Source organism: Arthrobacter cheniae, assembly GCF_003602275.1.
GTDB lineage: Bacteria > Actinomycetota > Actinomycetes > Actinomycetales > Micrococcaceae > Arthrobacter_D > Arthrobacter_D cheniae.
Genome location: NZ_QZVT01000005.1, coordinates 199,673 through 222,059, shown reverse-complemented (window position 1 = coordinate 222,059; position 22,387 = coordinate 199,673). Strand labels below are relative to the sequence as shown.

Genomic DNA, 22,387 nt, shown 5'->3' with positions numbered 1-22,387 from the left:
CAGTGAGCGCTACCGAACAGTCCATTGGCATTGCCCGCACCGCGGCGCACGCCGCAGTGGACAAGATCGCCCAGGACATCGTCGCCATCGACGTCAGTGAAAGACTGGCCATCACGGATATCTTCGTGATCGCGTCGGCTCCCAGCGAGCGCCAGGTCAACGCCATCGTCGACGGCATCGAGGAGGAATTGTCCAAGCAGGGGCTGAAGCCCGTACGTCGTGAGGGCCGGAGCGAGGGTCGTTGGGTGCTCCTCGACTACGTCGAGGTCGTCGTCCACGTGCAGCACGAGGAGGACCGCGTGTTCTACGCCCTCGACCGACTGTGGAAGGACTGCCCTTCCGTCGACCTCCAGCTCGAAGGCGCACTGCAGAGCTCCCCGCAGGTCGCGGCGTCAGACGTCGTTCCGGGGTGACGCGATACGCGCACGCTGATCCGGCGGCCCGCCGGATCATCTTCTGGCGGCATGGACGCACCGAGTGGAATCATGCGGGACTGTTCCAGGGCCAGGAGGACATCGACCTCGATGACACCGGTCGTGACCAGGCCGCGCGGGCGGCCGAAATCCTCATGGCGCGCGGTCCGTCGTCGATCATCTCCTCCGATCTGCGGCGCGCAGCAGATACCGCTACAGCCCTCGCGGAACGTACCGGTTTGCCGGTGTCCTACGACAAGCGCCTGCGCGAGACGGATGCCGGGCAGTGGCAGGGGCTGTCGTTCGCCGCGATCGACGAGCAGTTCCCTGACGACAACGCCGCGTGGCGCGGTGGGGACCCGGACGTGCGCGCCGGAGGTGCGGAGAACCGGCTCGAGGTAGGGGAGCGCATGTTGGCAGCGGTGACCGACGCCGTCGCACGGATCGCTCCGGCCGAGACCCTGGTCGTCGTCAGCCACGGCGGATCGATCAGGGCCGCCCTGGCCGCGCTGATGGGACTGCCACCGGCGCGTTGGGGCGCCCTGGCCGGACTGTCGAACTGCCACTGGTCCGAGGTCCACGAGGTTGTCGGACGGAGCGACGCACTCTTCTCCTGGCAGCTGACCGAGCACAACGTGGGACTGGGTTCGCTGCCCGCTGAGCCCCTGGAAGGCTGACCCTGCGATTTGGCGAAGCCGCCAGAATTTACTACACTAATCAAGTTGCTTCGGCCGGGTGCAAGCCCCTCGAGGCGTGAAAGTACGGGGCTATGGCGCAGCTGGTAGCGCACCTGCATGGCATGCAGGGGGTCAGGGGTTCGAATCCCCTTAGCTCCACAACGAACCGCTGGAATCCAGGGCAAAGTCCTGGTCCGGCGGTTTTTTGTTGCCCAGAATGGGTCCGTGCACCGTTCTCCCATCGTTCTGAGCTCAAGGTGTGAGACACATCGCATCGAGGCAGATCAGTGATGCCTTCGACGCCGTCATCACGGATATCCGCAGCCGCGAAATCTTCCGGGCGCTCCACGCGGCGGTCTCCCGCTACATCCTCGATGCCACTGGCACAGACCTCGTCCTTACCGGCCAGCACTTCGTGCCGGGCACGGCCACCACGAAGACTGACGACCACACGCTGTCGTCCCGCTGGGAGTCAGCGGCGAGTCCGCGGCCGGGAGTACCGGCTCACGAGATGGTTGAGCGCCAGGGTGGCGACGATGATCGACGCTGCGACCGAGGCGAGCCCGACGTAGAGCTAGGTCAGCATCGCCATGGGGGAGCTGGCCTCGGACAGGTACCCGATTCCGCCGATCGCTCCAACGACCCAGAACACAGCCACTGCGCCCAGCGCCAGAATCGACGGCAGGGCCCCTCTGTTGTCCTTCAACCACTGCGTCGGTCCTGCCGGTTCGATCCCCAGGAGCGCCATGCTCCAAGTGCCCGACTGGACGGTCACGAGGCGGCTGACGACACATCGACTCGGTCACAGTTGCGCCGCGATAGCCTGATCCGATGGCACGAGGCGAGAACTCCGACCCGACGCCGATGACGCGCGCAGCCGCTGCCGTCATCCGCGCCCAGATGAACGTCCTCCAAATCACTCAGGCCGACCGGGTTCGCGACACGTCGATGTCCCAGCCCATGATGAGTCGCCTGCTCAAGGGCTACAACGTCTTCGACCTGGCACAACTGGACGAGGTCTGTGCGCTCCTCAAAATCGACCCGGCCGACGTCCTCGTACGCGCCCGTGAGAACGCCACCAGCCGCGCGCCCCGGCACCAGGAAAAGTAGCCGCGTCACCCAGTAGTCGTGAGCCGTGTTCGGCGGTAGTGTCCGGTTCGGGGGATGAAGCAGTGCAGGGTTTTTTGCCGGGCGATTCCTCGCCGTCAACCTTACTTCTTCCTCAGGAGAATGCGCCCGTGCCCAAGCTGACCTCCCTCCTCGCTCTCGCTTCCATCGCCGCCCTCCTCACGGGCTGCACGGTCACGCCCAGTGGCAGACCGCAGGCCGACCCTCAGCCAGCCACCAGCGCCGCGTCATCCCCGCCCAGTCCATCCGTGACAGCCTCTGCTACCCCTTCTGCCAGCGCTTCAGCAGCGCCCTCGACCGAGGCGGCCATTCCGTCGGCATCGGCCACACCCGAGCCGACGCCGGTGGCCAGCAGCAAGCCCGCAGCACCGGTGGGCATCATTGTCACGCCGGAGGTCGAGTGGGGCGTGGCGACTGCCACCGTCGCACAGGGCTCCTCCTTCACGATCACCGGCAGCGGGTACGCGCCAGGGCAGAGGATCAGCATCGCCCTCGGCATCGCGCAGTCCGACGCCTTCGTCTTCCAGGACCAGTCGGCCCTGGCTGACGCGGTGGGCAACTACTCGTTCACCGTCACGCTTGACCCCGATCTCGAGCCCCGAACCTACGCCGTCGTCACCTCCACGCCCGACGGCCTGGAGCCCGGTCCGGCCGTATCCGAGACCCGGCGCTGGGCCACGATCGAGGTCGTCGCAGCGTAGCCCCGGGAAGCAAACTCCACCTCATCGGCCCCTTGGTGCTCGGCCGTACATAGATCCCGTACGAGCGGGGAAACCCGGCTGCGACCCGCAGGGAGCAGTGATGAGTGCCGTCCACGAGAGCCAGGTCGACGGAGTGGTGCATTTGACCGACCGTGCCATCAGGAAGATGATCGAGCGCAACATCCGCCACACCGAGTTTGACCGACGCCCTGGCGCGCCCGGACCAGACCTACCTGCAGGGCACCCGCCGGGTCGACCGGTACCGGGAACCTCGCCGCGGTCGTCGAGACCCGGACTGACGAGATGTAACCTCCCGCTGGCACGATCTGCGCCTGCTGTGTGTCTCGATGAGGGGATGCGATCTCCGGGACAAGAGGCCGTCGCGGTGGACGGTGGAGAAACGACGAAGGTGCATCAGGCACAGGGCGCTGGCCAACAACTCGTCTGTCCAGTGCTTGGCGTGTGCCGCTCACCTTAGAAACAAGCCCCGATCATGTCCCATCACGACCCACATGGGCAGCCTCCTCCTCCGATGCACAACGACCTCGATTCGCTGGAAGAGGTCAGGGGAACCCTTGCAGCCGGCGTGGTCGAGATCCTCGGTGCAATCGTCGGACCGTTGCGTACGACGTGCCGCACCTGGAGGCTCAACATTGCACTCTCTGGCGACACCACGCACACGGGTAGCCAATGTTATTGCTAGTAGATATGTGCACGCTCAGAGCGTTACTATATCTGTCAGATACAGAGGATTGCAACGCACTCGCGTCTGCACGCTACCTAGCCGAGGAACCCTGATGACCCGAACAACGTCCGTGAATCACCCGCCGGCAAGTACGGCCGGAAAAATAGCCGCTGTCCTCCTTCTCGTGGTGGCGGCGTTCCAAATGACGCTGGCCGCCGGCGCACCGTGGGGCGCGGCCGCCCTTGGCGGATCCCATCCCGGGGTGCTTCCGAACGAGCTCCGGGTAAGCACCGCCGTCCAGGGGGTGATCTATCTCCTGCTCGCCGCTGCCGTTGGGACGAGTTGGGCGGGAACTACGTTTCGTCGGCGCCTGTTATACGGTGCAACCGCCTTGATGGTGATCGGGGCCCTGATGAATCTCGCTTCCACCTCCTTCGTGGAGCGAATGCTCTGGGTGCCGGTGACAGTTGCTCTTGTCATCGCCCTATGGCGAGCAGCTCGTCACGACTCGCTCTCCGACGGGCCGCGATCGCACGTCAGTTATCCAACCCGCGCTGTCTGACACTCGTGATCACACCTTTCTGCCACCACGATCGCGCCGTCCACCCCGCACCCACAACGCCACTCGTGGGCACTGCCGCCCTAGGGGAGTCGGCACGCCTCACGCCGTTTGAACCGCGCCACACCCCGCCGCCCGTTCCAGGAAAGCCCGACGTTATAGGAAGGGGATGACAGTGCCGCGTTCGGATCAGTCACAGACCGCCATACTTGGCGCCCTCAGCATCATGCCGATGACCGGATACGCGTTGCGGGAGGAAATCAGGGATACCCTGGGTCACTTCTGGAGCGAGAGCTTCGGCCAGATTTACCCGGCACTGGCCGAGCTCGAACGAAACAGGCTGGTTGAGCGACGGCAGGTCGAAGGCTCGCGCTCCAGCACGTTCAGCCTTACCGACGCTGGAATTGCTCACCTCCGGGGATTGCTCGCTGAAGCACCCCAACCGTCGAAACCGCGAAACGGACTGATGCTTCGCCTGTTCTTCGGCGCTCAACTGGGGCCCGAAGCGTGCAAGCAACTCGTGCTCGACGCCCGTGAGCAGGCCGAAAGCACCCTGACGCACATGGAGGCGGCACGCTCAGAGGTCCTTCATGATCCGGATCTTGTCCAGGCCGCTCCGTACATCCTCCTCACCATAACTGCGGGGGAGCACTCTGCCCGCGCCACGATCGCCTGGGCGAATGAAGCACTCGCTCAGCTTTCCGACCTCGAGACGCCGCGACGTTGACTGCAGTGTCAGCTCATGCCCGGAGAGATGAAGGAAGTCTGAGGGCCCGCCGTGCATTGGTTCGGTCGCGGCGGATAACGTCGGGCCGGCTCCTGAGACGGCACCCGGCGCATACGGAACAGGCAGCGGTGGGCGCAGCTCTTCTAGGTGGGGTCGGCTTTCATGCGTCGAAGGCTTTGTTGAGGCGTTTGATGCCCGTGGGCAGGGACAGTTTCTTGCCGTCGTCGTCGATTTCCTGCTTGATAAGGGTTGTCGCGGCATCCTGGATGGACAGGGCGAGGCCGATCGCGGCGTCCGGGGGCTAAATGAGGCACGCTTTGGGGTTCCCGTCCCTGTCGAGAAGGTCCAGGAGGACGACGTCGTGGGCTGCGACGGTCATGACTCCGAGCGGTGTTGCGTAGTCCTTGCCGGCGGGGACTGGTGTGATCCGGACAACGGGCGGACGGGTCTCGTCCGGGGTGGTCGGGGGTTTAGGGGTCATCGCGCTTCCCGTGTCAAGCGCTCGCTCCGCCCGCAATGCGCCGGCTTCAGCCGTAAGCGGTCTTGGCTGCCTCTTGTCTCATCAGTCCTCTAGCTGTTGGTACCCCAACGGCTACGGATTGCCTTTCCAACCGCGTCTCGAACGGTGACGCCCTCGAATTCAACGGCCTGGTCGAGGATGGCTTGGAACTTCCTGGACAACCGAGTATTGAACGGGAATGTTGGTCCCGATGGGCGCTACTGCTACTCCTGTGTAGCTTTGTCGAGTCCAGCGAAAGTCAGCAACTGTTGCCTGTTGGGGTAGGTGCCGGTGCCGACCGTAATACCGTCCACGGTCGTCAGTGGAAGGCCTTTGGATCCGATGTGTTGCATGAACATGCGGACAATCTCGCCCTGGGTGAAGGCGGCCGGCTCGCTGGCCAGGTCGTAACGAACAATGTCCGCGCCGAGGCTTTGGAGATGGCGCACATTGTCCGCCAAGTCCATCAGGGTCTGGTCCGTGTCGGGCCCGCCGGCACCGGTGTCGGCGTGGTCTTCATAGATTCGGATAGCAGGCATGTCAGTCTCCCTTGACTTTCGAAGGTGATTCGATGCCGAACCACGCGGTCTCACTCATCAATGCTATCGTCCACGACGCCGTGACCACTATAAGCTCTGCCTTCAGGTCATATGACTATGTTTGTTTATATATCGAAGGGGTGCTGTAGTTGCCTCGTCAATATTGCCTTTCTTCAGTTCCTCACTAATTGCCCTGGCCTGACACTGGCCCTCGCTGCCTGATTCGATCTGCTTCACCGAGGACTCGGAATGAGTGCTCGGGATGGACAGTCTGGAGGGGTGACCAGGGTGCAGGAAGGACAGCGGCACTGTGGTCAGGAACAGAAATCTGTGCCTGCGGTCGTGTTGGCTGTGATTCGGGATACCTGCGCGTCAGGAACTAGCTCCTGAACGAGAAGATTCGTCGTTGACTTGCCCACACCGTGGGTGCCGTTGATCCAGATGATCACGGTCATGGCAAACTGTGTCAGCGATAGCAGTCAGCGGTTCACGAGCATTGGCCCGGCTCGTATCGCATGAGTACTCGCGGGAATCCGTTTATGACCGAGTCCGTCACAGCGGCCTTGGCGAAACCGGCTCGTTCGAACAGCGCACGTGTACCCACATAGGCCATGGTGAGGTCAACTTTTTGGCCTTGGTTATCGACCGGGTATCCCTCGATCGCTGGAGCTCCCCGATCGAGAGCGAACTGTACGGCCCCCTTCAGCAGGTGATGCGAGATACCTCGGCCACGGTGTCCAGGGCGGACCCTGATGCACCAGATCGACCACACATCACTGTCGTCCACATGAGGGATCTTCCGATTCCGGGCGAAGCTCGTGTCGGCACGTGGGTGTACGGCTGCCCATCCCACTACTTCGTCACCGTCGTATGCGAGCACTCCTGGTGGAGGGTTCTGTGCTATCAATCCTTTGACGAGAGCTCCGCGCTCAGGACCACGTAGTGCAAGGTTCAGCTTCGACGGGACGCGGTAGCTCAGGCACCAGCACACGTTCGCATCGGGCCTCTTTGGGCCGACCATCGTCCTCATGTCCTCAAACACCGTTGCTGGCCGAACCTCGATCACCATGGCGCCAGACTACAGATGTCGGTTCGCAGATGGGGGTGCTGCGTTCGTGGAGGACATCTGCCCATTCGAGGCTGGAGCTGCTTGGAGAGCAGCAATCCGAGGACCTCAGGAGTCTGCTGTTTGTTCAGGTGCGTGCTCCCCGGTATCGGGTACGGGCGACGGGTGATCGGGCGCGTCGTCGTCCAGAATGAAGACCGAAATCAGGGGAACGCCCAGATCGCCCACCCGGCGAAGCAGCCCGTGAAGGGCAGCTTGATCGATGATCGGACCGGTAAGAGTCGTGTTTCCGTCCGCATCACTCAAGACTGCGAGGCCCGCGAACCATTCGCTCCATCCCGGATCAAGCTGCCCGCCGAGGCGGACGACGTAGCTGCTCATGCCACTGCGGGCTTGATACGGGCTTCGTCAGTAGGCTGCCGAGACCCCGCGGTACCTGCACGCTGATCCGACCAGAGGGAGTAGCCAAGCCAGATCAGGGCGAGGCCCATGGGGACTGCGGCCATTCGTTCCAGCGTGTGGGGCAGCAGTGCGCCGGCAACCGGTGTGATGGCGGCTGCGGCGACCAGCAGGATGCCTGCTCCACGTGACAGCACTCGGGCGCGGATGACTGCGATGCCGAAGAGCAGTGCCCCGCCGACATACAACAATCCCCCGATGGTGGGGAGTGCGGCCAGTGGGCCGAGATCGGTCACGGCCTCGTACCGGCCGAACAGCCCGACGACGTCCACGGAGACCTGGGGTGCATCAACGGCGAACAGGGGTGCGATGAACGCCTCGGCGAAGTTGAAGGAGGACTGCAGGATGAAGAAGAAGCCGAACATCAGATACCCGATGAGCCCCAGGATCCCGGTTTGCCGTACCTGCCTGAGGTACATGCCGGTGAGTCCGACGACGGCGAGTACCGCCTCGGCAAAGCTCAGGATGTGCACGAACTCCCACCGTCGGGTGGACAAAGAAGCGACGACGTCGGATGGGTGGATGAATTGGATGACGATGTAGGCAAGTCCCGCAAGGGCTGCTGCGACCGCTGCCCCTCGAGTGAGGGTCGACGTCGTGATGCTCATGATGGGTTCCTCTTGTTCCGGATCCGCCGGGCGGTTGCCCGGACATACTCGGCAATGTACGCAGGGATGTGGTGAGCAGGCATCACCACATCCCTTGTTGGCGTGGTGATTGTTGCGGTGGGTGCTAGATCAGGCCCAATGCTTCGGCGCGTCGTACGGCGGCGGCACGGCTGCTCACGTCGAGTTTGAGAAAGATGTGCTTCGTGTGGGTGCGCATCGTGTTGAGCGAGACGAAGAGTTCGCGGGCGATTTGTGGGCCTGACAGCTCGGTCGCCAGGAGCCTGAGCACGTGCAGTTCACGTTCGCTCAGCGACTCGTCGGGTTGGTCCGGATGAAGGGCGGCGTCGGTCTTGCGGAACGCCCGGCTGATCCGACGGACGGAGTCCTGCTGAACACCCGCTCCGGCGGCGTTGCGGAGGACGGCCAGCATCGATGCTCCCTCGTCCACGAACAGTCGGACGTAACCCTCGGGCTCGGCCTGAGCAATGGCGCGTTCGAGGGGTACGAGCGCGAGGGCTGTCTCCCCCTGCGTGTGCAGGGCAATGGCCTGCAGCATCAGGACTTCGTTCACGATCCCTGTCCGCCCGCCGGATTCAGCTGCGACGAGGAGACGATCGAGCAGCTCGCGCGCGCCGTCGAGGGAGCTGCCCGGCAACTTCTCCGCGCTGTGCTCCGCTATCAACAACCGGGCCAGCGTGAGGTGGCCGAATTCACGGAGGTAGTCGGGCGGATCAGTACACGACAGCTTCTGTTCCTCCACCCACGCCCGCGCTTCAGCAAGGCGCCCCTGCCTGATGAGAACGCGCGCTCGAAGACCGCCGATCGGGCGGACATCAGGAAAGAATCCGCGGCGGTAGTGCTGTTCTGCATGAGCGAGCGAATCCAGGGCGAGATCGGATTCACCGTCGGCTTCGAGCACTCCGGCCATGGCAACGAACCACCGGTATCGATGTTCGTGCGAGAGGGCGATGTCGCCCAGTGCGGTGCTGGCCGCCAAGTGATCCTTGGCAAGCGGCAGCTCGTTGCGCTCCCGCAGCACATCGCTGAGACCCGCGTGCAGGTCCGCCGTCGGCCGGCCACCGTTGCCGTGCTCCATCGACTGCTGTAGGGCGGTTTCATACATCGTCCGGGCTTCCCTCAGCCGGCCAAGAGTCAGCAGCATGTCGGCGATCACCATGGTGGTGCTCAACGCGTCGGTCAGGTTACCGGCAACGCGAAGGCTCTTGGCGGATCGGGCGAAAGCTGCGACACCGGCCTCGAGCTCGCCGTCAGCCCAGGACGCAACGCCCAGGAAGCCGGCAGCCGCGCCTTGCCCCAGGTGATCCTCCGGCGCAGCGGCATCGAGTGCGCGACGGGCATGGTGCTTGATCCCGGCACGGTTCCCCATGGCCAGGGCAAGCGAGGCACGGTAGAGCTCGATCGTGACGGGGAGGGTCAGGAGTTCCACGCCCGGCTCCGAATCGTGAGCGCGCGCCCCACCGTCGGGTGTTGCCGCGAGGAGACGTTCTGCCTCGCTCAGTTGGCGGTCGACGGAGGGGAGGTCGCCGGCGATGAGCGAGAACCATGCGGAAAACACCCGCAGCACGGGCCTGCGCTTCTTGGCGTCATCAGGCAGCGCCGCGAGCCAGCCCTGGAGTGTCGCATCCTGCCTGCTCCTGCGGACGCCCGGAATCGTCGCTTCAATCACTCGTGCAGCCCGCGGGAAGTCCGCTGCTTCGAGCGCATGCCTCACCGCTTCGTCGGGCAGGTCGTTGTTCTCGTACCACTCGCTGGCGAGGCTGTGGAGCGCTGCGACCTGCGCCGGGCCGTCCACCAGCAACCTCGAGCGCAGCACATCGGCAAACAGGTGGTGGTATCGGTACCACTGCCGCCTGTCATCCAAGGGGACGATGAAGAGGTTCGCGCGCTCGAGGAACTCCAGCATCTGTGTGCTGCCGGTGCCCCCGGTCACCGCATCGCACAGCGGACCGCAGAGCCGGTCAAGGACCGCGGTCCGGATGAGGAACTCACGAACGTGGGGGGAAGCCCGATGAAGTACCTCCTCGACGAGGTAATCGATGACGTACCGATTACTGCCCGTGAAGGCGTCGACGAAGGCGGAAGCATCCGAGCTGGCATCCGCGGACAGCGCTGCAAGGTGAAGTCCGGCTATCCAGCCCTCGGTGCGGGTTTCGAGGGCTGCGACATCTTCGGGAGAAAGTGCGAGACCCATGACCTCGTTGAGGAAGAAGGATGCCTCGTCGAGGGTGAAGCGCAGCTCTGCGGCGCGCAGTTCGGTCAGAGTACCGCTGGCCCTCAAGCGCGCCAGGGGGAGGAGCGGATCGGAGCGGCTCGCCAGGGCGACGTGCAGTTGGGGCGGCTTGTGGTCGAGGAGGAAGGCGATGGCATCGCGAACAGATGGGTTCTCGACGACCTGCACATCGTCCAGGAAAAGGATCATCGGCTCGGGATCGCGGGACAGGTCATTCAGGAGGGACGTTAGGGTCGCTTCGGCCGACAGCCGTACATCGCGATCATCCGGAAATGATGAGGTGTTCAGCGAGTGGATTGCCGCAGCCAGATAGCCGAGGAATCGGACAGGGTCGTTATCGCTGCTGTCGAGGGACAGCCAAGCGATACGCAGTTGCGGATCCTGTCGGCGCAGCTGCGCGATCCACTCACTGAAAAGGGTGGTCTTGCCGAATCCGGCAGGTGCAGAGACGAGAGTGAGACCTCGTCCCGATTCACGGCCCCTGGTCAGTTGCTCGATGAGCCGACCGCGGGGGAGTGCGGTGGAACGAGGCGACGGGACGAAGAGCTTCGTAGCAAGGATCGCCATCACCATGGGCACATCCTATGGTCTTCCTACCTGGGCGTAAGCAAACCTCAGGCGCTCTCGTGCACTGATGGGAGCGGACCGAAGGAACGGGGCACCACATCAGAGGGGCTGGTGCTGGACATCCGGCTAGGTGCTGCTACCTAAGGGCGGCGATGGGCGATGCATACGGCGTCACCGGCGGATCAGTGGGAAGCGCGGCTGCGCGGTAATCCGATGACCTTCACCAAGCCGGCGATGCAGCCGACAATGACGACGGAGAGAACGGCGAGCAGCGGAATGTTCGGGCCCTGCCGGAAGTCGGTTCGCTCCGTCGCAATTGCCTCCTCACTGGCTGATGTCGATGGCGACGCGGTGGGACTCGCGGTTGCTGAGGCAGACGGTGTGGCCGAGGGCGCGACCTTGGCCGGCTGCGTCGTCGGCGGTGCCGTTACAGCGGGCTCCTCCTCCGCAGGCGGCAGCACCTCCTCGACGAAGTACTCGGGAACCGGCGCTGGCGGCGGAAGCACTGAGGGACCGACCTGCTGAAGCGGCTGGAGTGGCTGGAGAGGCTGAGGCGCAGGAACCGGCACCTCCTCGATGGGAACTGGAGGGGTTTCCGGCGCAGGGGAGGGAGGAGGCGTTGTCGGCTCCGGTGCGGGTGGCGGAGGGGGAGTGATCGGTGCTGGCGGATCGACCGTGGGATCGACCGTGGGACTTGGCGTAGGAGTCGGCGGCGGATCCGCCGGCTTCGTTGAACGAGCGGGCGGAGGAGTCGTGGGGTTTACCGGCGCTGGTTGCGAAGGGGGGGTCGGTTCCTCGGCGGTGAACGCCGCGGTTGCGCCGAAGGTAAGGCTGGCGAACATGACGACGGCGGTAGCGGACAGTGTCCGCGTCAGAGGCTTGCTCACGTTACTCCCCAGTCTGCAGGACCTGCTCCTGCGTCGACCAGCATACCGTCCGGGCACGCGAGTGGAGTAATCTTTTATGGCCGGGATACGCCGATTTGCGGCGGTCCTGCTGTCGGCGGGTGCAGCCGACGCTGGGCCGTCCGCCGTGTCGTGTCCGATATTGATCGGCGACTCATTCGATCGTCCACAACTCCTCACCCTCGGAGGATGCGCGCCGCCGCTGACTCCGCTTCCAATTGCTCCTTCGTCATGATCGTGCCTCGCATGAAACCTCCTTTACGCAGCATCGCTCGGATTTCCTCGACGCTGTAGGAATCGGGCCAGCGACTATGAGCAACCACGTGGCAGGTCGGACACAACGGGACCAGGTCTATGAGGGGATCAATGTCGCACTCGGCACCCCGGTGCGCCAAAGGAGTGAGGTGGTGTACCTGAACCAGGTCACGGCCCTTCTCTCCATATGTCTGTTCCATGTCGAGCCCACAGGCATGACATGCGGAACCGCGATGAGCCAGTGCTGTCCTTCGGAAGTCCGGGTCGCGCTTGACCCTGTCCGCGGATATTCGCCTGGTCAAACGCGACGGCAATGCCCCTGGTGGCGGTTCGACCCAGCCCTGATTGGGAACAACGGCTTCGGTCCACATTCTCCTCAGCTCCGCCGCGACCGATCCGTCCACGGTCACCGCAGTCGTCTCGCCCGTGAGCAGTCCGGGTAACCGCTGCTCGATCAGGGTAAAAGGCACCTGGTCACCATGCTGCAGGAGGAGATCGAAGTCGACGTCGAGCAGTTGCATTCCGTCCTCGCGCGGTACGGGCGCGATGCGGGCGAGGGTGCCGTGCCCGACCACTCCCCGCATGGCGGCTCCTCCATCGACGACCAGCAGCCACACGTCCATGCCGACCGACAGGGGAAGGTCGGACGTGACAAGCCAGTTCTGCCGAGCGATGCCCGTCTTCCGCACTGTGTCCTGGGCCGTGACATAGGCGCCGGACCACTGCGGTCCCGCTGTTGTCCACGCGAGGATGACGGCCTCCATGGTTCCGAGTCTGCCACGCGTGAGCTCGCAAGGCGCTGTCGTCAGGGCTGCGGGACCGCCCGAACCGCCATGGTCCGGGTCTTGGGAAATTACCTGCGCATCGGGGATCCCACGGAGGAGGCTGGGGGAGCGACGGTCACAGGTCCCAGGAGCGCTCGTTCTTCCACAGACCCAGGCCCTCGAACCCCTCGATCAGCTGCCGGACGCCTGGCGCGAGCACGGGAAGACCGTGTTCGACGGCGATCAGCGGGCGGTAGTGCCGTAGTTGGGCCATCTCATTCGCGAAGTGAATGGCGCGGGCGTGTGCCGCAGTGAGACCCGCTCCGCCGGCGGCAACGGCCTCGAGACCGGACTGCGCCTTGCCGAAGAGGATGGCGTGCGCCAGGTCAGCGGCGGTCCTCTCGAAATCCTGCTCGGCGGCGGAATCCCACCCCTGCAGGACCGTCTCTGCCTTGAGCAGAGCACCGGTCCGCTCCCACTCCTCAGTCATGCATCCCCCACGATCGTTGGCTGATCCGAGGTCCCAGCGTCGCAGCCATCGCCGGCAACAACAAGCCCCCCTCGAGGGACGGCGAGAGTCGTTAGCGGCCCGTGACCTCCACGCATCGCACTCGTCTGCTGTAGTCCGGCGTGCCAGACTGGAACGCATGTGTCCTCACTCAGCACAGCCCTCCAGTTCCTCCGCCACCCCGGCAGACAGCACGTCGCCTGCCGCGGCGTCGGCTCCCACCCCGTCTGCTGACACGACGTCGACGGATACGACGTCGGCTCCCACCCCGTCTGCTGACACGACGTCGACCCCCACCGCGTCTGCTGACACGACGTCGACGGATTCGACGTCGGCTCCCATCCCGTCTGCTGACACCATGTCGATCGGGGGCAGTCCGCATGAACCCGACAGGACAGGCACCGCATCCAGGGACAACCATGTTGCCATGCGCCTCGACGACGCCTGGCTCCGCTTCCAGACGCGCGTGGCAGTCCGGCGCGGCAGAGTGGAGACCGTCATCCCCTACACGGGCTATGGCACGACGGCCTGGGTGCGGGTGCTCGCCCGCGTGATCCTCGCAGACCCGAGGGACACGGGAGGCGGAGCGGACTCGGGTCCGCTCAAGCCCATTCAGGAGGGCATGCGCGGATGGCGCAACTTCACGAGCGCGCCTGTGGCCCACGCGGTCATGCATGTGACCGTCGGCGACACGGTGCATGATGTCCAGGCGGACCGCGGCGGAGTCGTCGATGCGCGCATCCCGGTCTCCCTCGATGCCGGATGGCATACGATCACGCTGCAGTCCGGCAGCTCGCGCGCCGTGGAGGCACCGGTGCGTGTCGTCGCGGATGGTACGGATTTCGGCGTCGTGTCGGACATCGACGACACCGTGATGGTCACGGCGCTGCCGCGGCCGTTCCTCGCGGCCTGGAACACCTTCGTGCTCGACGAGCACGCGCGCACCGCGACCCCGGGCATGGCGGTGCTGTACGAGAGGATCGTCCGGACGCTCCCTTCCGCTCCCGTTCTGTACCTGTCGACCGGTGCCTGGAACGTAGCGCCGACCCTCTCCCGCTTCCTCTCCCGCAACCTGTATCCCGCAGGACCCAAGCTGCTCACGGACTGGGGTCCTACGCGGGACCGATGGTTCCGGAGCGGCCAGGAACACAAGCGCATCTCGCTCGAGAGGCTGGCGGAGGAGTTCCCAGGTGTGAAATGGCTTCTGGTGGGCGACGACGGCCAGCATGACGAGGCCATCTACTCGGCATTCGCGCAGCGCCACCCGCAAAATGTGCGCGCCATCGCAATCCGCCAGCTGTCCGCAGGGGAGGCCGTACTTGCCGGCGGTCGGTCGAAATCAGGGGCGCTTGCGACCCCCGGGATTCCTTGGATCTATGCTCCGGACGGTGCGGGTATGTCGGCACGGCTCGAGGAACTGGGCCTCATCCACAGCGAAGTGCGCTCGGCCGATGTACCCGAGGAAACCGACTGACCCGGCGTTCGGCATTCCGCACCTCCTGAGAAGAACGGCACTCGCACGCAGTACTGCCGGCGGTTCCCCGACCGCCTTCCTGCACCTTTCCTGCCAGAGCTGCGGCGTCGCGCGGTAGCCGGCACGTACGAAGAGGACCCGCATGTCGTCGCCCACCTATCCCGCCCTGTCCTACGAGCTGTATCCGCCGAAGAACGCCGAGGCCGATGACTCACTCTGGACGACCATTCGCCGGCTCGAGGACACACGTCCCGATTTCGTCTCGGTGACCTACGGTGCGGCCGGCAGCAACAGGGAGACTGCAATCGACCTCCTGCGCCGCCTGCTCACCGAGACGACACTGAAGCCGCTGGCGCACCTGACCTGTGTCGGTTCCAGCCGCGCCGAACTGACCGACATCATCGATCGCCTCATCGGCGGAGGGGTACGCGGCATCCTGGCGCTGCGGGGTGACGCACCCGACGGGGTCGACACCCACTCCGACGACGTCGAGCACGCCGACGATCTCGTCCGCCTGATCCGTGAGGTCGAGGCACGACGCACTGCACAGCTTGCAGCCGGCAAGGTGTCGGTCGGTGTGGCCGCTTATGCCACGCGGCACCCCGACTCGCCGAACCTCGAGCAGGACATCGAGGTGCTCCTCGCCAAGGAGGAGGCGGGCGCCGATTTCGCGATCACCCAGGTCTTCTTCCAGCCGTCCGACTATGCGCGGCTCGTGGACCGCGCGGACAGGGCAGGCGTCACCATCCCGATCATCCCGGGGATCATGCCCCTCACCAGCACGCGGCGGTTGAAGAAGGCCGGTGCGCTCGCGGGCATCGACGTCGACCAGGACCTCTGGGCTCGGCTCGAGGGTGCACGCACCGACGAGGAGCGCCGGACGGTCGGGGTCTCGGCCACCGTGGCACTGGCGAGGGCAGCACTCGACGACGGCGCACCCGGCATTCATCTCTACACCTTCAACGAACACGCCGCGGCCCTCGAAGTGCTCGACGCGCTCGATCTCGAGCGTCCGCCGGAAGCAGGCCTCGCCGCTTCCCTGTAGCCCGACGAATCGGACTCGATCAACCTACCCGCGACAGCCGCCACGAGATGGGTGGGTCAGCGGATCAGGCATTCCCGACGACAGCACGCCCCAGGGCAGCCGCCCGTTTCGCGAGCACCGGAGCAGCGGCCTTCAGGGGCTCGGCGAAGACGACGGCGCCGACCCCGGCTCCGAGGAGCGCGGTACCCATGATGGTGCGCTGGGCGGTACGTCGCCTGCCGCTCCACCCGCCGGTCACACGCGCGTCCGCGGGGTCGAGCGAGGGCCCGTACAGATTCCCGCTGGAGTCCTCCGCCGCTTCTTTCCTGGACAGGTGCGTGTGCTCCACCTGGTGAGCCATCACCTTCTCCAGGCGGCCCGGCATGAGCCGGTGCTGCCGCACCATGGAGCGGCCGATCCGCCCGACGGCGACCTCGCGGGTCGGCGCTTCGACGACGCCCATGATCGCCTTGGCGACGCGATCGGGAGTGTAGACCGGGGGCATCGCTACGGCCCGGCGTCCCGTGTAGTTCGCCGCGTGGTGGAAGAAGGGCGTGTCGATGGTGGGAGGCAGCACGGTGCAGACGTGGATGTGTTTCTTCCGGTCGAGCATCAGCTCGGACCGGAGGCTGACACCGAGGGCGCGGACGGCGGCTTTGGAGACCGAATAGGCGGAGGTGTAGGGCTGGGGCACCTCCCCGACGATCGATGCCACGTTGACCAGGACGCCCGCGCCCTGATCCTGCATTCGCTCGAGGGCGGCACGGGCACCGTAGACGTAGCCCATGAGGTTCACGTCGATGACGCGCTCGAAGTCCCTCAGCGGTACCTCGAGGAAGGGGGAGAAGAAGGAGACCGCAGCGTTGTTGACCCATACGTCGATACGGCCGAACTCCTCGACGGCCCGGCTCGCCAGTTCCTGGACGGCGTCGTGCTCCGAGGTGTCCGTCGGCACCGCGATCGCCCGCGAGCCGAGGGCCGTGCACTCGGCCACGAGCGATTCGAGTGCCTCCAGGCGCCTGCTCGCGAGAACGAGGCTCACGTGACGACGTGCGAAGCGGAGGGCTGTGGCGCGTCCGATGCCGCTCGCTGCTCCGGTGATGACGACGACACTGTTCTTGATCCGCATGCGCTTCCTCCGACTCGTGCAGGGCGGGCCTGCACCCGCCGCTGTCCTGAAGGTACGGAGGCGGTGGGATGCGCTGCAACGGGAAATCAGTGGCCGGAGGTGGATGCGTATGGCTGCTCGATGTGCTTGGGCCCGATGCTCTGGGTTCTGAGGATGTCGGCGAGCTGATCCATGAACAGGCGCACGCGTGCGTCGTCGGCGTCTCCCGTGCGGAGGGCGAAGATGCTGCGTGCAAGCCGGATCTCCGGGACGTCGAGGGCCACGATACCCGCGGGTCGGCTGATCATGGCGAGTTCGGGCACCAGTGCGGCGCCCAGGCCCGCGGCCGTGAGTTCGAGGGTCGCGTTGAAGTCGTCGCAGTAGGCGGCGATGCGGGGGTGCAGGTTGCAGCTGGCGAAGAGGCGCTCGATGACCGTGGCGTCCGCAGTCCCCGGGTGGTGCATGATCCACGGCATGTCGGCAAGCTGGTCCGCCGTCACGCGGGCACCGCTGCGGATGCCCCAGCTCGCTGGGAGGATGACCCGGAAATCGTCGTCCCCGATCCACTGGCGGCTCAGCGTCGACGGCCAGGCGAGTCCCGCCTGCCCGACCTGGTAGACGAGGGCCAGGTCCAGGTCACCGCCCGTGCGCAGCCCCTGGATGGTGTGTGCGGGTTCTCCGACGAAGAGTCGCAGCGAGACGCCCAGTCGCTGCCACTCCGGCATGCGCAGCAGTCGGGGGAGCGCGAAGGTCGCGAGGCTGGGGAAGATGCCGAGCCGCAATTCGTGCGCCGGTCCGGCGTCGGCGCGGGCCGTCGAGGCGAGGAGGGCGTCGATGTCCGTCAGGACCTTCGACGCGTGGCGTGACATCGCGATGGCGGCATCAGTCGGAATGGCACTGCGCGGGGACCGGGTGAAGAGCGTGGCGCCGGTGTCGCGTTCGAGAGCAGACATCTGCTGCGAGACCGCCGACGCCGTATACCCCAGACTGGTGGCGGCTGCACTGAAAGATCCGTGACGGATCACCTCGAGCAGTGTCCGCAGGTGGATCGGGTTGACCATCAGCACTTACCTCTTCCAGTCGGCCGGTTGCTCAGCCCAGTCTTGTACACCGGACCGTTGCGACACGCCCATCCGAGTCCGACACGAAGGTTTTCCAGCCTGTGTGCAAGTACTCCACAGGCTGTGGACCGGCCCCCATTTCGGCTCCAAGATCGGCTGGTTTCCGGGGTTTTGAGGAGGCCTGATCTGTGGGCATCGTGTGGACTACTCGCTCCCGTAATGACATACTTGTAATACATCATCTAGGGGTTTGCACGTGCGGGTCGCACTAGATGTAGTATCGAGGGACAGAACAACCGCTGAACGGGCATGGGCCCGGAGGCGCGGGAATCCCCGGATTTCTTCCCCTGTCCGGGGCCGCGCTCCACTCATGACACAGCACGACAGCAGTAACGAAAAGGGGACTAGGACATGACGGTCACGGTTTATACGAAGCCGGCTTGCGTACAGTGCAATGCCACCTACCGCGCTCTGGACAAGAAGGGCATCGCCTACCAGAGCGTCGACATCTCGCAGGACCCCGCTGCTCTCGAGCGCGTGCGCTCCATGGGTTACATGCAGGCTCCGGTCGTCATCACGGACAACGACCACTGGTCCGGATTCCGTCCTGACAAGATCAGCGCCATCGCAGGCTCCGCCATCAGCTCGGTAGCCTGACCGACCCCGCCAGGGGATTCGCGGACCAGGCATCAGGATGACCACCCTCACCGTGGAAGACCGAGCCACCACCGCTGACCCGGCAGACGCCGGGTCAGCGGAAGGCCCTGTCACCGATGCCTCGCTGATCTACTTCTCGTCGGTCTCCGACAACACTCACCGCTTCGTCGAGAAGCTGGGCGTCCGGGCCGCACGCATGCCGTTGCTCACCAAGGAGCCCACCCTGCGGGCAGCCCAGCCCTACGTCCTGGTTCTTCCCACATATGGAGGAATCACCGGTCAGGGTGCGGTGCCCCGGCAGGTCGTGAAGTTCCTGAACAACCAGCAGAACCGCAGCCTCCTTCGGGGGGTCATCGGGGCGGGTAACACCAACTTCGGTGAGACCTACTGCCTTGCCGCCGACATCGTCGCCGCCAAATGCAATGTCCCCGTCCTGTACAGATTTGAAGTCATGGGCACGTCCGAGGACGTAGACCGAGTAACCAGAGGATTGGAAGAGTTTTGGACATGATCGTTGCAGAGACGGAGACGGGCGCACCCGCAGCCACGGTGGACCGCTTCAAGGACATGGGCTACCACGAGCTGAACGCCATGCTCAACCTGTACGGGGCGGACGGGGAGATCCAGTTCGACGCCGACCGTGAGGCCGCGCACCAGTACTTCCTGCAGCACGTGAACAACAACACGGTGTTCTTCCACGACCTCGAGGAGAAGCTCGACTACCTCGTGAAGAACGAGTACTACGAGCGGGAGACGCTCCACCAGTACACGATGAACTTCATCCGCGACCTCTTCAAGCGCGCCTACGCCAAGAAGTTCCGCTTCGAGACCTTTCTCGGAGCCTTCAAGTACTACACCTCGTACACGCTGAAGACGTTCGACGGCAAGCGCTACCTCGAGCGCTACGAGGACCGCGTCTGCATGGTCGCCCTGCACCTGGCCCGCGGCAACGAACAACTCGCCGTGCAGATGGTCGACGAGATCATCGACGGCCGCTTCCAGCCCGCCACCCCGACGTTCCTCAACGCCGGCAAGCGCCAGCGCGGTGAGCTGGTCTCCTGCTTCCTGCTTCGCATCGAAGACAACATGGAGTCGATCGGCCGGTCCATCAACTCGGCACTGCAGCTCTCCAAGCGCGGCGGAGGTGTGGCCTTCGCCCTCACCAACATCCGCGAGGTCGGCGCGCCGATCAAGCAGATCGAGAACCAGTCCTCCGGCGTCATCCCCGTGATGAAGCTCCTCGAGGACAGCTTCTCGTACGCCAACCAGCTCGGTGCCCGCCAGGGTGCCGGAGCGGTGTACCTGCACGCGCACCACCCGGATATCAACCGCTTCCTCGACACCAAGCGCGAGAACGCGGACGAGAAGATCCGGATCAAGACGCTGTCCCTCGGCGTCGTCGTCCCCGACATCACCTTCGAGCTCGCCAAGCGCGACGAGGACATGTACCTGTTCTCGCCGTACGACGTCGAGCGCGTCTACGGCATGCCGTTCTCCGACATCTCGGTCACCGAGAAGTACTACGAGATGGTGGACGACGCCCGCATCAAGAAGACCAAGATCAAGGCCCGCGAGTTCTTCCAGACCCTCGCGGAGATCCAGTTCGAGTCCGGTTACCCGTACATCATGTTCGAGGACACCGTGAACCGGGCCAACCCGATCGACGGCAAGATCATCATGTCCAACCTGTGCTCCGAGATCCTCCAGGTCTCGCAGCCCACCACGTACAACGAGGACCTGTCCTACGACTCCGTGGGTAAGGACATCTCCTGCAACCTCGGCTCGCTGAACATTGCGAAGACCATGGACTCGCCCGACTTCGGCCGGACCATCGAGACCGCCATCCGCACCCTCTCGGCCGTCTCGGACATGAGCCACATCAGCTCGGTTCCATCGATCGCCGCCGGCAATGATGCCTCGCACGCCATCGGTCTCGGCCAGATGAACCTGCACGGTTACCTGGCCCGTGAGCGCGTCCACTACGGCTCGGAGGAGGGCCTGGACTTCACGAACATCTACTTCTACTCCGTGGTGTACCACTGCATCCGGGCGTCGAACCTGATGGCCATCGAGACCGGGCGCACCTTCGCCGGCTTCGAGCGTTCCACCTACGCCAGCGGCGAGTTCTTCGACAAGTACACCGAGCAGGTCTGGGAGCCGACGACGGCGCGCGTGCGTGAGCTGTTCGCCGATGTGCACATCCCCACGCAGGAGGACTGGCGTGCGCTCAAGGCCTCGGTCATAGCGCACGGCATCTACAACCAGAACCTCCAGGCCGTTCCGCCGACCGGCTCCATCTCGTACATCAACAACTCGACGTCGTCCATCCACCCCGTGGCGTCGAAGATCGAGATCCGCAAGGAAGGCAAGCTGGGCCGCGTGTACTACCCGGCGCCGTACCTCACCAACGACAACCTGGAGTACTACCAGGATGCGTACGAGATCGGGTTCGAGAAGATCATCGACACCTACGCCGCGGCTACGCAGCACGTGGACCAGGGCCTGTCCCTGACGCTGTTCTTCAAGGACACCGCCACCACCCGCGAGATCAACAAGGCCCAGATCTACGCCTGGCGCAAGGGCATCAAGACCATCTACTACATCCGCCTCCGCCAGCTGGCTCTCGAGGGCACCGAGGTGGACAACTGCGTCAGCTGCATGCTCTAGGCAGTATCCGCCAGGCCAGGCACGAAGCCTGGCCTGGCATTCTCAGCACCACCGGCATCGTCATTACCCAGACAAGGAACACCACATGAGCGAGAAGCTGAAGCTCGTCAGTCAGGTCCAGGCCATCAACTGGAACCGCATCCAGGATGACAAGGACGTGGACGTCTGGAACCGCCTGGTGAACAACTTCTGGCTGCCCGAAAAGGTGCCGCTGTCCAACGACGTCCAGTCGTGGGCGACGCTGACGCCGGAAGAGCAGCAACTCACCATGCGCGTGTTCGCCGGTCTCACCCTGCTGGACACAGTGCAGGCGACCGTCGGCGCCGTCAGTCTGATTCCCGACGCCATCACGCCGCACGAGGAAGCCGTCCTCACGAACATCGCGTTCATGGAGTCGGTGCACGCGAAGAGTTACTCGTCGATCTTCTCCACGCTGGCCTCCACCAAGGAGATCGACGAGGCGTTCCGCTGGTCCACGGAGAACGTGAACCTGCAGAGGAAGGCGAGCATCGTCACGGACTACTACCGCGGCGATGACCCCCTGAAGCGCAAGGTCGCCTCGACGCTGCTCGAGTCCTTCCTCTTCTACTCCGGGTTCTACCTGCCCATGTACTGGTCCTCACGCGCCAAGCTGACGAACACGGCCGACCTCATCCGCCTGATCATCCGTGACGAGGCAGTGCACGGGTACTACATCGGCTACAAGTTCCAGCGCGGCCTGGAGAGCGCGACGCCGGAGCGCCGCCAGGAGATCAAGGACTACACGTTCGAGCTGCTCTTCGAGCTGTACGAGAACGAGGTCCAGTACACGCACGACCTCTACGACTCCGTCGGCCTGGCCGAGGACGTCAAGAAGTTCCTGCACTACAACGCCAACAAGGCGTTGATGAACCTGGGCTACGAGGCGATGTTCCCGTCCTCCGTGACCGACGTGAGCCCGGCGATCCTCTCGGCACTGTCCCCGAACGCCGACGAGAACCACGACTTCTTCTCCGGCTCGGGTTCCTCGTACGTGATCGGCAAGGCCGTGAACACCGAGGACGAGGACTGGGACTTCTAGCTGCTGTAGATGGACAAGCTACTTG

At 64.6% G+C, this 22,387-nt stretch carries 25 protein-coding genes and 1 tRNA gene; 13 read left to right on the top strand and 13 right to left on the bottom strand.

Annotation, left to right across the window (positions count from 1 at the left end):
* The first annotated feature begins 2 nt into the window (after positions 1–2).
* From rsfS to D6T63_RS11355, 3 genes are all read left to right on the top strand, one after another.
* Complete coding sequence (gene rsfS, locus D6T63_RS11365) at positions 3–413, top strand: ribosome silencing factor (protein WP_120149151.1); 411 nt, start codon at positions 3–5, stop codon at positions 411–413.
* Positions 410–1,090: a histidine phosphatase family protein gene (locus D6T63_RS11360; protein ID WP_220725928.1), complete on the top strand. Its 681-nt coding sequence runs from the start codon at positions 410–412 to the stop codon at positions 1,088–1,090. The genes rsfS and D6T63_RS11360 overlap by 4 nt, the downstream gene beginning before the upstream one ends.
* A gap of 86 nt (positions 1,091–1,176) precedes the next feature.
* Positions 1,177–1,249: transfer RNA gene (locus D6T63_RS11355), tRNA-Ala, on the top strand.
* 415 nt (positions 1,250–1,664) lie between these two features.
* On the opposite strand, the gene D6T63_RS19240 is transcribed toward D6T63_RS11355, so the two are convergent.
* Positions 1,665–1,838: a hypothetical protein gene (locus D6T63_RS19240; RefSeq protein ID WP_182976967.1), complete on the bottom strand. Its 174-nt coding sequence runs from the start codon at positions 1,836–1,838 to the stop codon at positions 1,665–1,667.
* An 83-nt stretch (positions 1,839–1,921) separates the two neighbouring features.
* Between D6T63_RS19240 and D6T63_RS11350 the strand changes: the two genes are divergently transcribed.
* From D6T63_RS11350 to D6T63_RS11330, 4 genes are all read left to right on the top strand, one after another.
* Positions 1,922–2,200 carry a helix-turn-helix domain-containing protein gene (locus D6T63_RS11350; RefSeq protein ID WP_120149150.1) on the top strand — a complete coding sequence of 93 codons (279 nt, stop codon included), beginning with the start codon at positions 1,922–1,924 and terminating at the stop codon, positions 2,198–2,200.
* Between the two features lie 128 nt (positions 2,201–2,328).
* Positions 2,329–2,919, top strand: a complete 591-nt coding sequence (locus D6T63_RS18945; protein ID WP_147394358.1) for a hypothetical protein — start codon at positions 2,329–2,331, stop codon at positions 2,917–2,919.
* 797 nt (positions 2,920–3,716) lie between these two features.
* Positions 3,717–4,166, top strand: a complete 450-nt coding sequence (locus tag D6T63_RS11335) for a hypothetical protein (protein ID WP_120149147.1) — start codon at positions 3,717–3,719, stop codon at positions 4,164–4,166.
* 166 nt (positions 4,167–4,332) lie between these two features.
* Positions 4,333–4,890 (top strand): PadR family transcriptional regulator, encoded by a 558-nt coding sequence (locus tag D6T63_RS11330; RefSeq protein ID WP_220725927.1) that lies wholly within the window; start codon positions 4,333–4,335, stop codon positions 4,888–4,890.
* A gap of 301 nt (positions 4,891–5,191) precedes the next feature.
* Here D6T63_RS11330 and D6T63_RS11325 read toward each other — a convergent pair whose 3' ends face one another.
* The 10 genes from D6T63_RS11325 to D6T63_RS11280 all read right to left on the bottom strand — a co-directional run bounded on the left by D6T63_RS11325 (position 5,192) and on the right by D6T63_RS11280 (position 13,740).
* Positions 5,192–5,371 (bottom strand): hypothetical protein, encoded by a 180-nt coding sequence (locus D6T63_RS11325; RefSeq protein ID WP_120149146.1) that lies wholly within the window; start codon positions 5,369–5,371, stop codon positions 5,192–5,194.
* Positions 5,372–5,613: 242 nt separating this feature from the next.
* On the bottom strand, positions 5,614–5,928 hold the full coding sequence (locus tag D6T63_RS11320) for an arsenic metallochaperone ArsD family protein (protein ID WP_120149145.1): 315 nt from the start codon (positions 5,926–5,928) through the stop codon (positions 5,614–5,616).
* A 487-nt stretch (positions 5,929–6,415) separates the two neighbouring features.
* Positions 6,416–6,997 (bottom strand): GNAT family N-acetyltransferase, encoded by a 582-nt coding sequence (locus tag D6T63_RS11315; RefSeq protein ID WP_120149144.1) that lies wholly within the window; start codon positions 6,995–6,997, stop codon positions 6,416–6,418.
* A gap of 105 nt (positions 6,998–7,102) precedes the next feature.
* On the bottom strand, positions 7,103–7,375 hold the full coding sequence (locus D6T63_RS11310; RefSeq protein ID WP_220725926.1) for a hypothetical protein: 273 nt from the start codon (positions 7,373–7,375) through the stop codon (positions 7,103–7,105).
* Entirely contained in the window at positions 7,372–8,061 is a 690-nt protein-coding gene (locus D6T63_RS11305) for a hypothetical protein (RefSeq protein ID WP_120149143.1), read from the bottom strand. Before D6T63_RS11305 ends, D6T63_RS11310 begins: the two co-directional genes overlap by 4 nt.
* 124 nt (positions 8,062–8,185) lie before the next feature.
* Positions 8,186–10,885 carry a LuxR C-terminal-related transcriptional regulator gene (locus D6T63_RS11300; protein ID WP_220725925.1) on the bottom strand — a complete coding sequence of 900 codons (2,700 nt, stop codon included), beginning with the start codon at positions 10,883–10,885 and terminating at the stop codon, positions 8,186–8,188.
* A 176-nt stretch (positions 10,886–11,061) separates the two neighbouring features.
* Positions 11,062–11,385, bottom strand: coding sequence for a hypothetical protein (locus D6T63_RS18940; protein ID WP_147394357.1), 324 nt, complete (start codon positions 11,383–11,385; stop codon positions 11,062–11,064).
* A gap of 575 nt (positions 11,386–11,960) precedes the next feature.
* Positions 11,961–12,803 carry an HNH endonuclease gene (locus D6T63_RS11290; RefSeq protein ID WP_120149141.1) on the bottom strand — a complete coding sequence of 281 codons (843 nt, stop codon included), beginning with the start codon at positions 12,801–12,803 and terminating at the stop codon, positions 11,961–11,963.
* 136 nt (positions 12,804–12,939) lie between these two features.
* Positions 12,940–13,293, bottom strand: coding sequence for a hypothetical protein (locus D6T63_RS11285; protein ID WP_120149140.1), 354 nt, complete (start codon positions 13,291–13,293; stop codon positions 12,940–12,942).
* A 165-nt stretch (positions 13,294–13,458) separates the two neighbouring features.
* Positions 13,459–13,740 (bottom strand): hypothetical protein, encoded by a 282-nt coding sequence (locus D6T63_RS11280; RefSeq protein ID WP_182976979.1) that lies wholly within the window; start codon positions 13,738–13,740, stop codon positions 13,459–13,461.
* Here D6T63_RS11280 and D6T63_RS11275 point away from each other — a divergent pair.
* Positions 13,670–14,785 (top strand): App1 family protein, encoded by a 1,116-nt coding sequence (locus D6T63_RS11275; RefSeq protein ID WP_120149138.1) that lies wholly within the window; start codon positions 13,670–13,672, stop codon positions 14,783–14,785. The genes D6T63_RS11280 and D6T63_RS11275 overlap by 71 nt on opposite strands.
* A 142-nt stretch (positions 14,786–14,927) precedes the next feature.
* Positions 14,928–15,830, top strand: a complete 903-nt coding sequence (locus D6T63_RS11270) for a methylenetetrahydrofolate reductase (RefSeq protein ID WP_120149137.1) — start codon at positions 14,928–14,930, stop codon at positions 15,828–15,830.
* A 64-nt stretch (positions 15,831–15,894) separates the two neighbouring features.
* On the opposite strand, the gene D6T63_RS11265 is transcribed toward D6T63_RS11270, so the two are convergent.
* Both D6T63_RS11265 and D6T63_RS11260 read right to left on the bottom strand, forming a co-directional pair.
* Positions 15,895–16,938 carry an SDR family oxidoreductase gene (locus tag D6T63_RS11265; protein WP_120149136.1) on the bottom strand — a complete coding sequence of 348 codons (1,044 nt, stop codon included), beginning with the start codon at positions 16,936–16,938 and terminating at the stop codon, positions 15,895–15,897.
* Positions 16,939–17,024: 86 nt separating this feature from the next.
* Positions 17,025–17,978 carry a LysR family transcriptional regulator gene (locus D6T63_RS11260; protein WP_120149281.1) on the bottom strand — a complete coding sequence of 318 codons (954 nt, stop codon included), beginning with the start codon at positions 17,976–17,978 and terminating at the stop codon, positions 17,025–17,027.
* 411 nt (positions 17,979–18,389) lie between these two features.
* On the opposite strand from D6T63_RS11260, the gene nrdH reads away from it, so the two are divergent.
* From nrdH to nrdF, 4 genes are all read left to right on the top strand, one after another.
* Entirely contained in the window at positions 18,390–18,635 is a 246-nt protein-coding gene (gene nrdH / locus D6T63_RS11255; protein WP_120149135.1) for a glutaredoxin-like protein NrdH, read from the top strand.
* Between the two features lie 37 nt (positions 18,636–18,672).
* Positions 18,673–19,146, top strand: coding sequence for a class Ib ribonucleoside-diphosphate reductase assembly flavoprotein NrdI (gene nrdI, locus D6T63_RS11250; protein ID WP_120149134.1), 474 nt, complete (start codon positions 18,673–18,675; stop codon positions 19,144–19,146).
* Entirely contained in the window at positions 19,143–21,302 is a 2,160-nt protein-coding gene (nrdE, locus tag D6T63_RS11245; RefSeq protein WP_120149133.1) for a class 1b ribonucleoside-diphosphate reductase subunit alpha, read from the top strand. The genes nrdI and nrdE overlap by 4 nt, the downstream gene beginning before the upstream one ends.
* An 85-nt stretch (positions 21,303–21,387) precedes the next feature.
* Complete coding sequence (gene nrdF, locus D6T63_RS11240; protein WP_120149132.1) at positions 21,388–22,362, top strand: class 1b ribonucleoside-diphosphate reductase subunit beta; 975 nt, start codon at positions 21,388–21,390, stop codon at positions 22,360–22,362.
* Positions 22,363–22,387 lie beyond the last annotated feature (25 nt).

Excerpts from the sequence above, each read along its gene's own strand:
- D6T63_RS19240 (WP_182976967.1), bottom strand. The coding sequence starts at position 1,838 with ATGGCGCTCCTGGGGATCGAACCGGCAGGACCGACGCAGTGGTTGAAG.
- D6T63_RS11350 (WP_120149150.1), top strand. The coding sequence starts at position 1,922 with ATGGCACGAGGCGAGAACTCCGACCCGACGCCGATGACGCGCGCAGCC.
- D6T63_RS11335 (WP_120149147.1), top strand. The coding sequence starts at position 3,717 with ATGACCCGAACAACGTCCGTGAATCACCCGCCGGCAAGTACGGCCGGA.
- D6T63_RS11330 (WP_220725927.1), top strand. The coding sequence starts at position 4,333 with ATGACAGTGCCGCGTTCGGATCAGTCACAGACCGCCATACTTGGCGCC.
- D6T63_RS11325 (WP_120149146.1), bottom strand. The coding sequence starts at position 5,371 with ATGACCCCTAAACCCCCGACCACCCCGGACGAGACCCGTCCGCCCGTT.
- D6T63_RS11320 (WP_120149145.1), bottom strand. The coding sequence starts at position 5,928 with ATGCCTGCTATCCGAATCTATGAAGACCACGCCGACACCGGTGCCGGC.
- D6T63_RS11315 (WP_120149144.1), bottom strand. The coding sequence starts at position 6,997 with ATGGTGATCGAGGTTCGGCCAGCAACGGTGTTTGAGGACATGAGGACG.
- D6T63_RS11310 (WP_220725926.1), bottom strand. The coding sequence starts at position 7,375 with ATGAGCAGCTACGTCGTCCGCCTCGGCGGGCAGCTTGATCCGGGATGG.
- D6T63_RS11305 (WP_120149143.1), bottom strand. The coding sequence starts at position 8,061 with ATGAGCATCACGACGTCGACCCTCACTCGAGGGGCAGCGGTCGCAGCA.
- D6T63_RS11300 (WP_220725925.1), bottom strand. The coding sequence starts at position 10,885 with ATGGTGATGGCGATCCTTGCTACGAAGCTCTTCGTCCCGTCGCCTCGT.
- D6T63_RS11290 (WP_120149141.1), bottom strand. The coding sequence starts at position 12,803 with ATGGAGGCCGTCATCCTCGCGTGGACAACAGCGGGACCGCAGTGGTCC.
- D6T63_RS11285 (WP_120149140.1), bottom strand. The coding sequence starts at position 13,293 with ATGACTGAGGAGTGGGAGCGGACCGGTGCTCTGCTCAAGGCAGAGACG.
- D6T63_RS11275 (WP_120149138.1), top strand. The coding sequence starts at position 13,670 with ATGTCGATCGGGGGCAGTCCGCATGAACCCGACAGGACAGGCACCGCA.
- D6T63_RS11280 (WP_182976979.1), bottom strand. The coding sequence starts at position 13,740 with ATGGCAACATGGTTGTCCCTGGATGCGGTGCCTGTCCTGTCGGGTTCA.
- D6T63_RS11270 (WP_120149137.1), top strand. The coding sequence starts at position 14,928 with ATGTCGTCGCCCACCTATCCCGCCCTGTCCTACGAGCTGTATCCGCCG.
- D6T63_RS11265 (WP_120149136.1), bottom strand. The coding sequence starts at position 16,938 with ATGCGGATCAAGAACAGTGTCGTCGTCATCACCGGAGCAGCGAGCGGC.
- D6T63_RS11260 (WP_120149281.1), bottom strand. The coding sequence starts at position 17,978 with ATGGTCAACCCGATCCACCTGCGGACACTGCTCGAGGTGATCCGTCAC.
- nrdH (WP_120149135.1), top strand. The coding sequence starts at position 18,390 with ATGACGGTCACGGTTTATACGAAGCCGGCTTGCGTACAGTGCAATGCC.
- nrdI (WP_120149134.1), top strand. The coding sequence starts at position 18,673 with ATGACCACCCTCACCGTGGAAGACCGAGCCACCACCGCTGACCCGGCA.
- nrdE (WP_120149133.1), top strand. The coding sequence starts at position 19,143 with ATGATCGTTGCAGAGACGGAGACGGGCGCACCCGCAGCCACGGTGGAC.
- nrdF (WP_120149132.1), top strand. The coding sequence starts at position 21,388 with ATGAGCGAGAAGCTGAAGCTCGTCAGTCAGGTCCAGGCCATCAACTGG.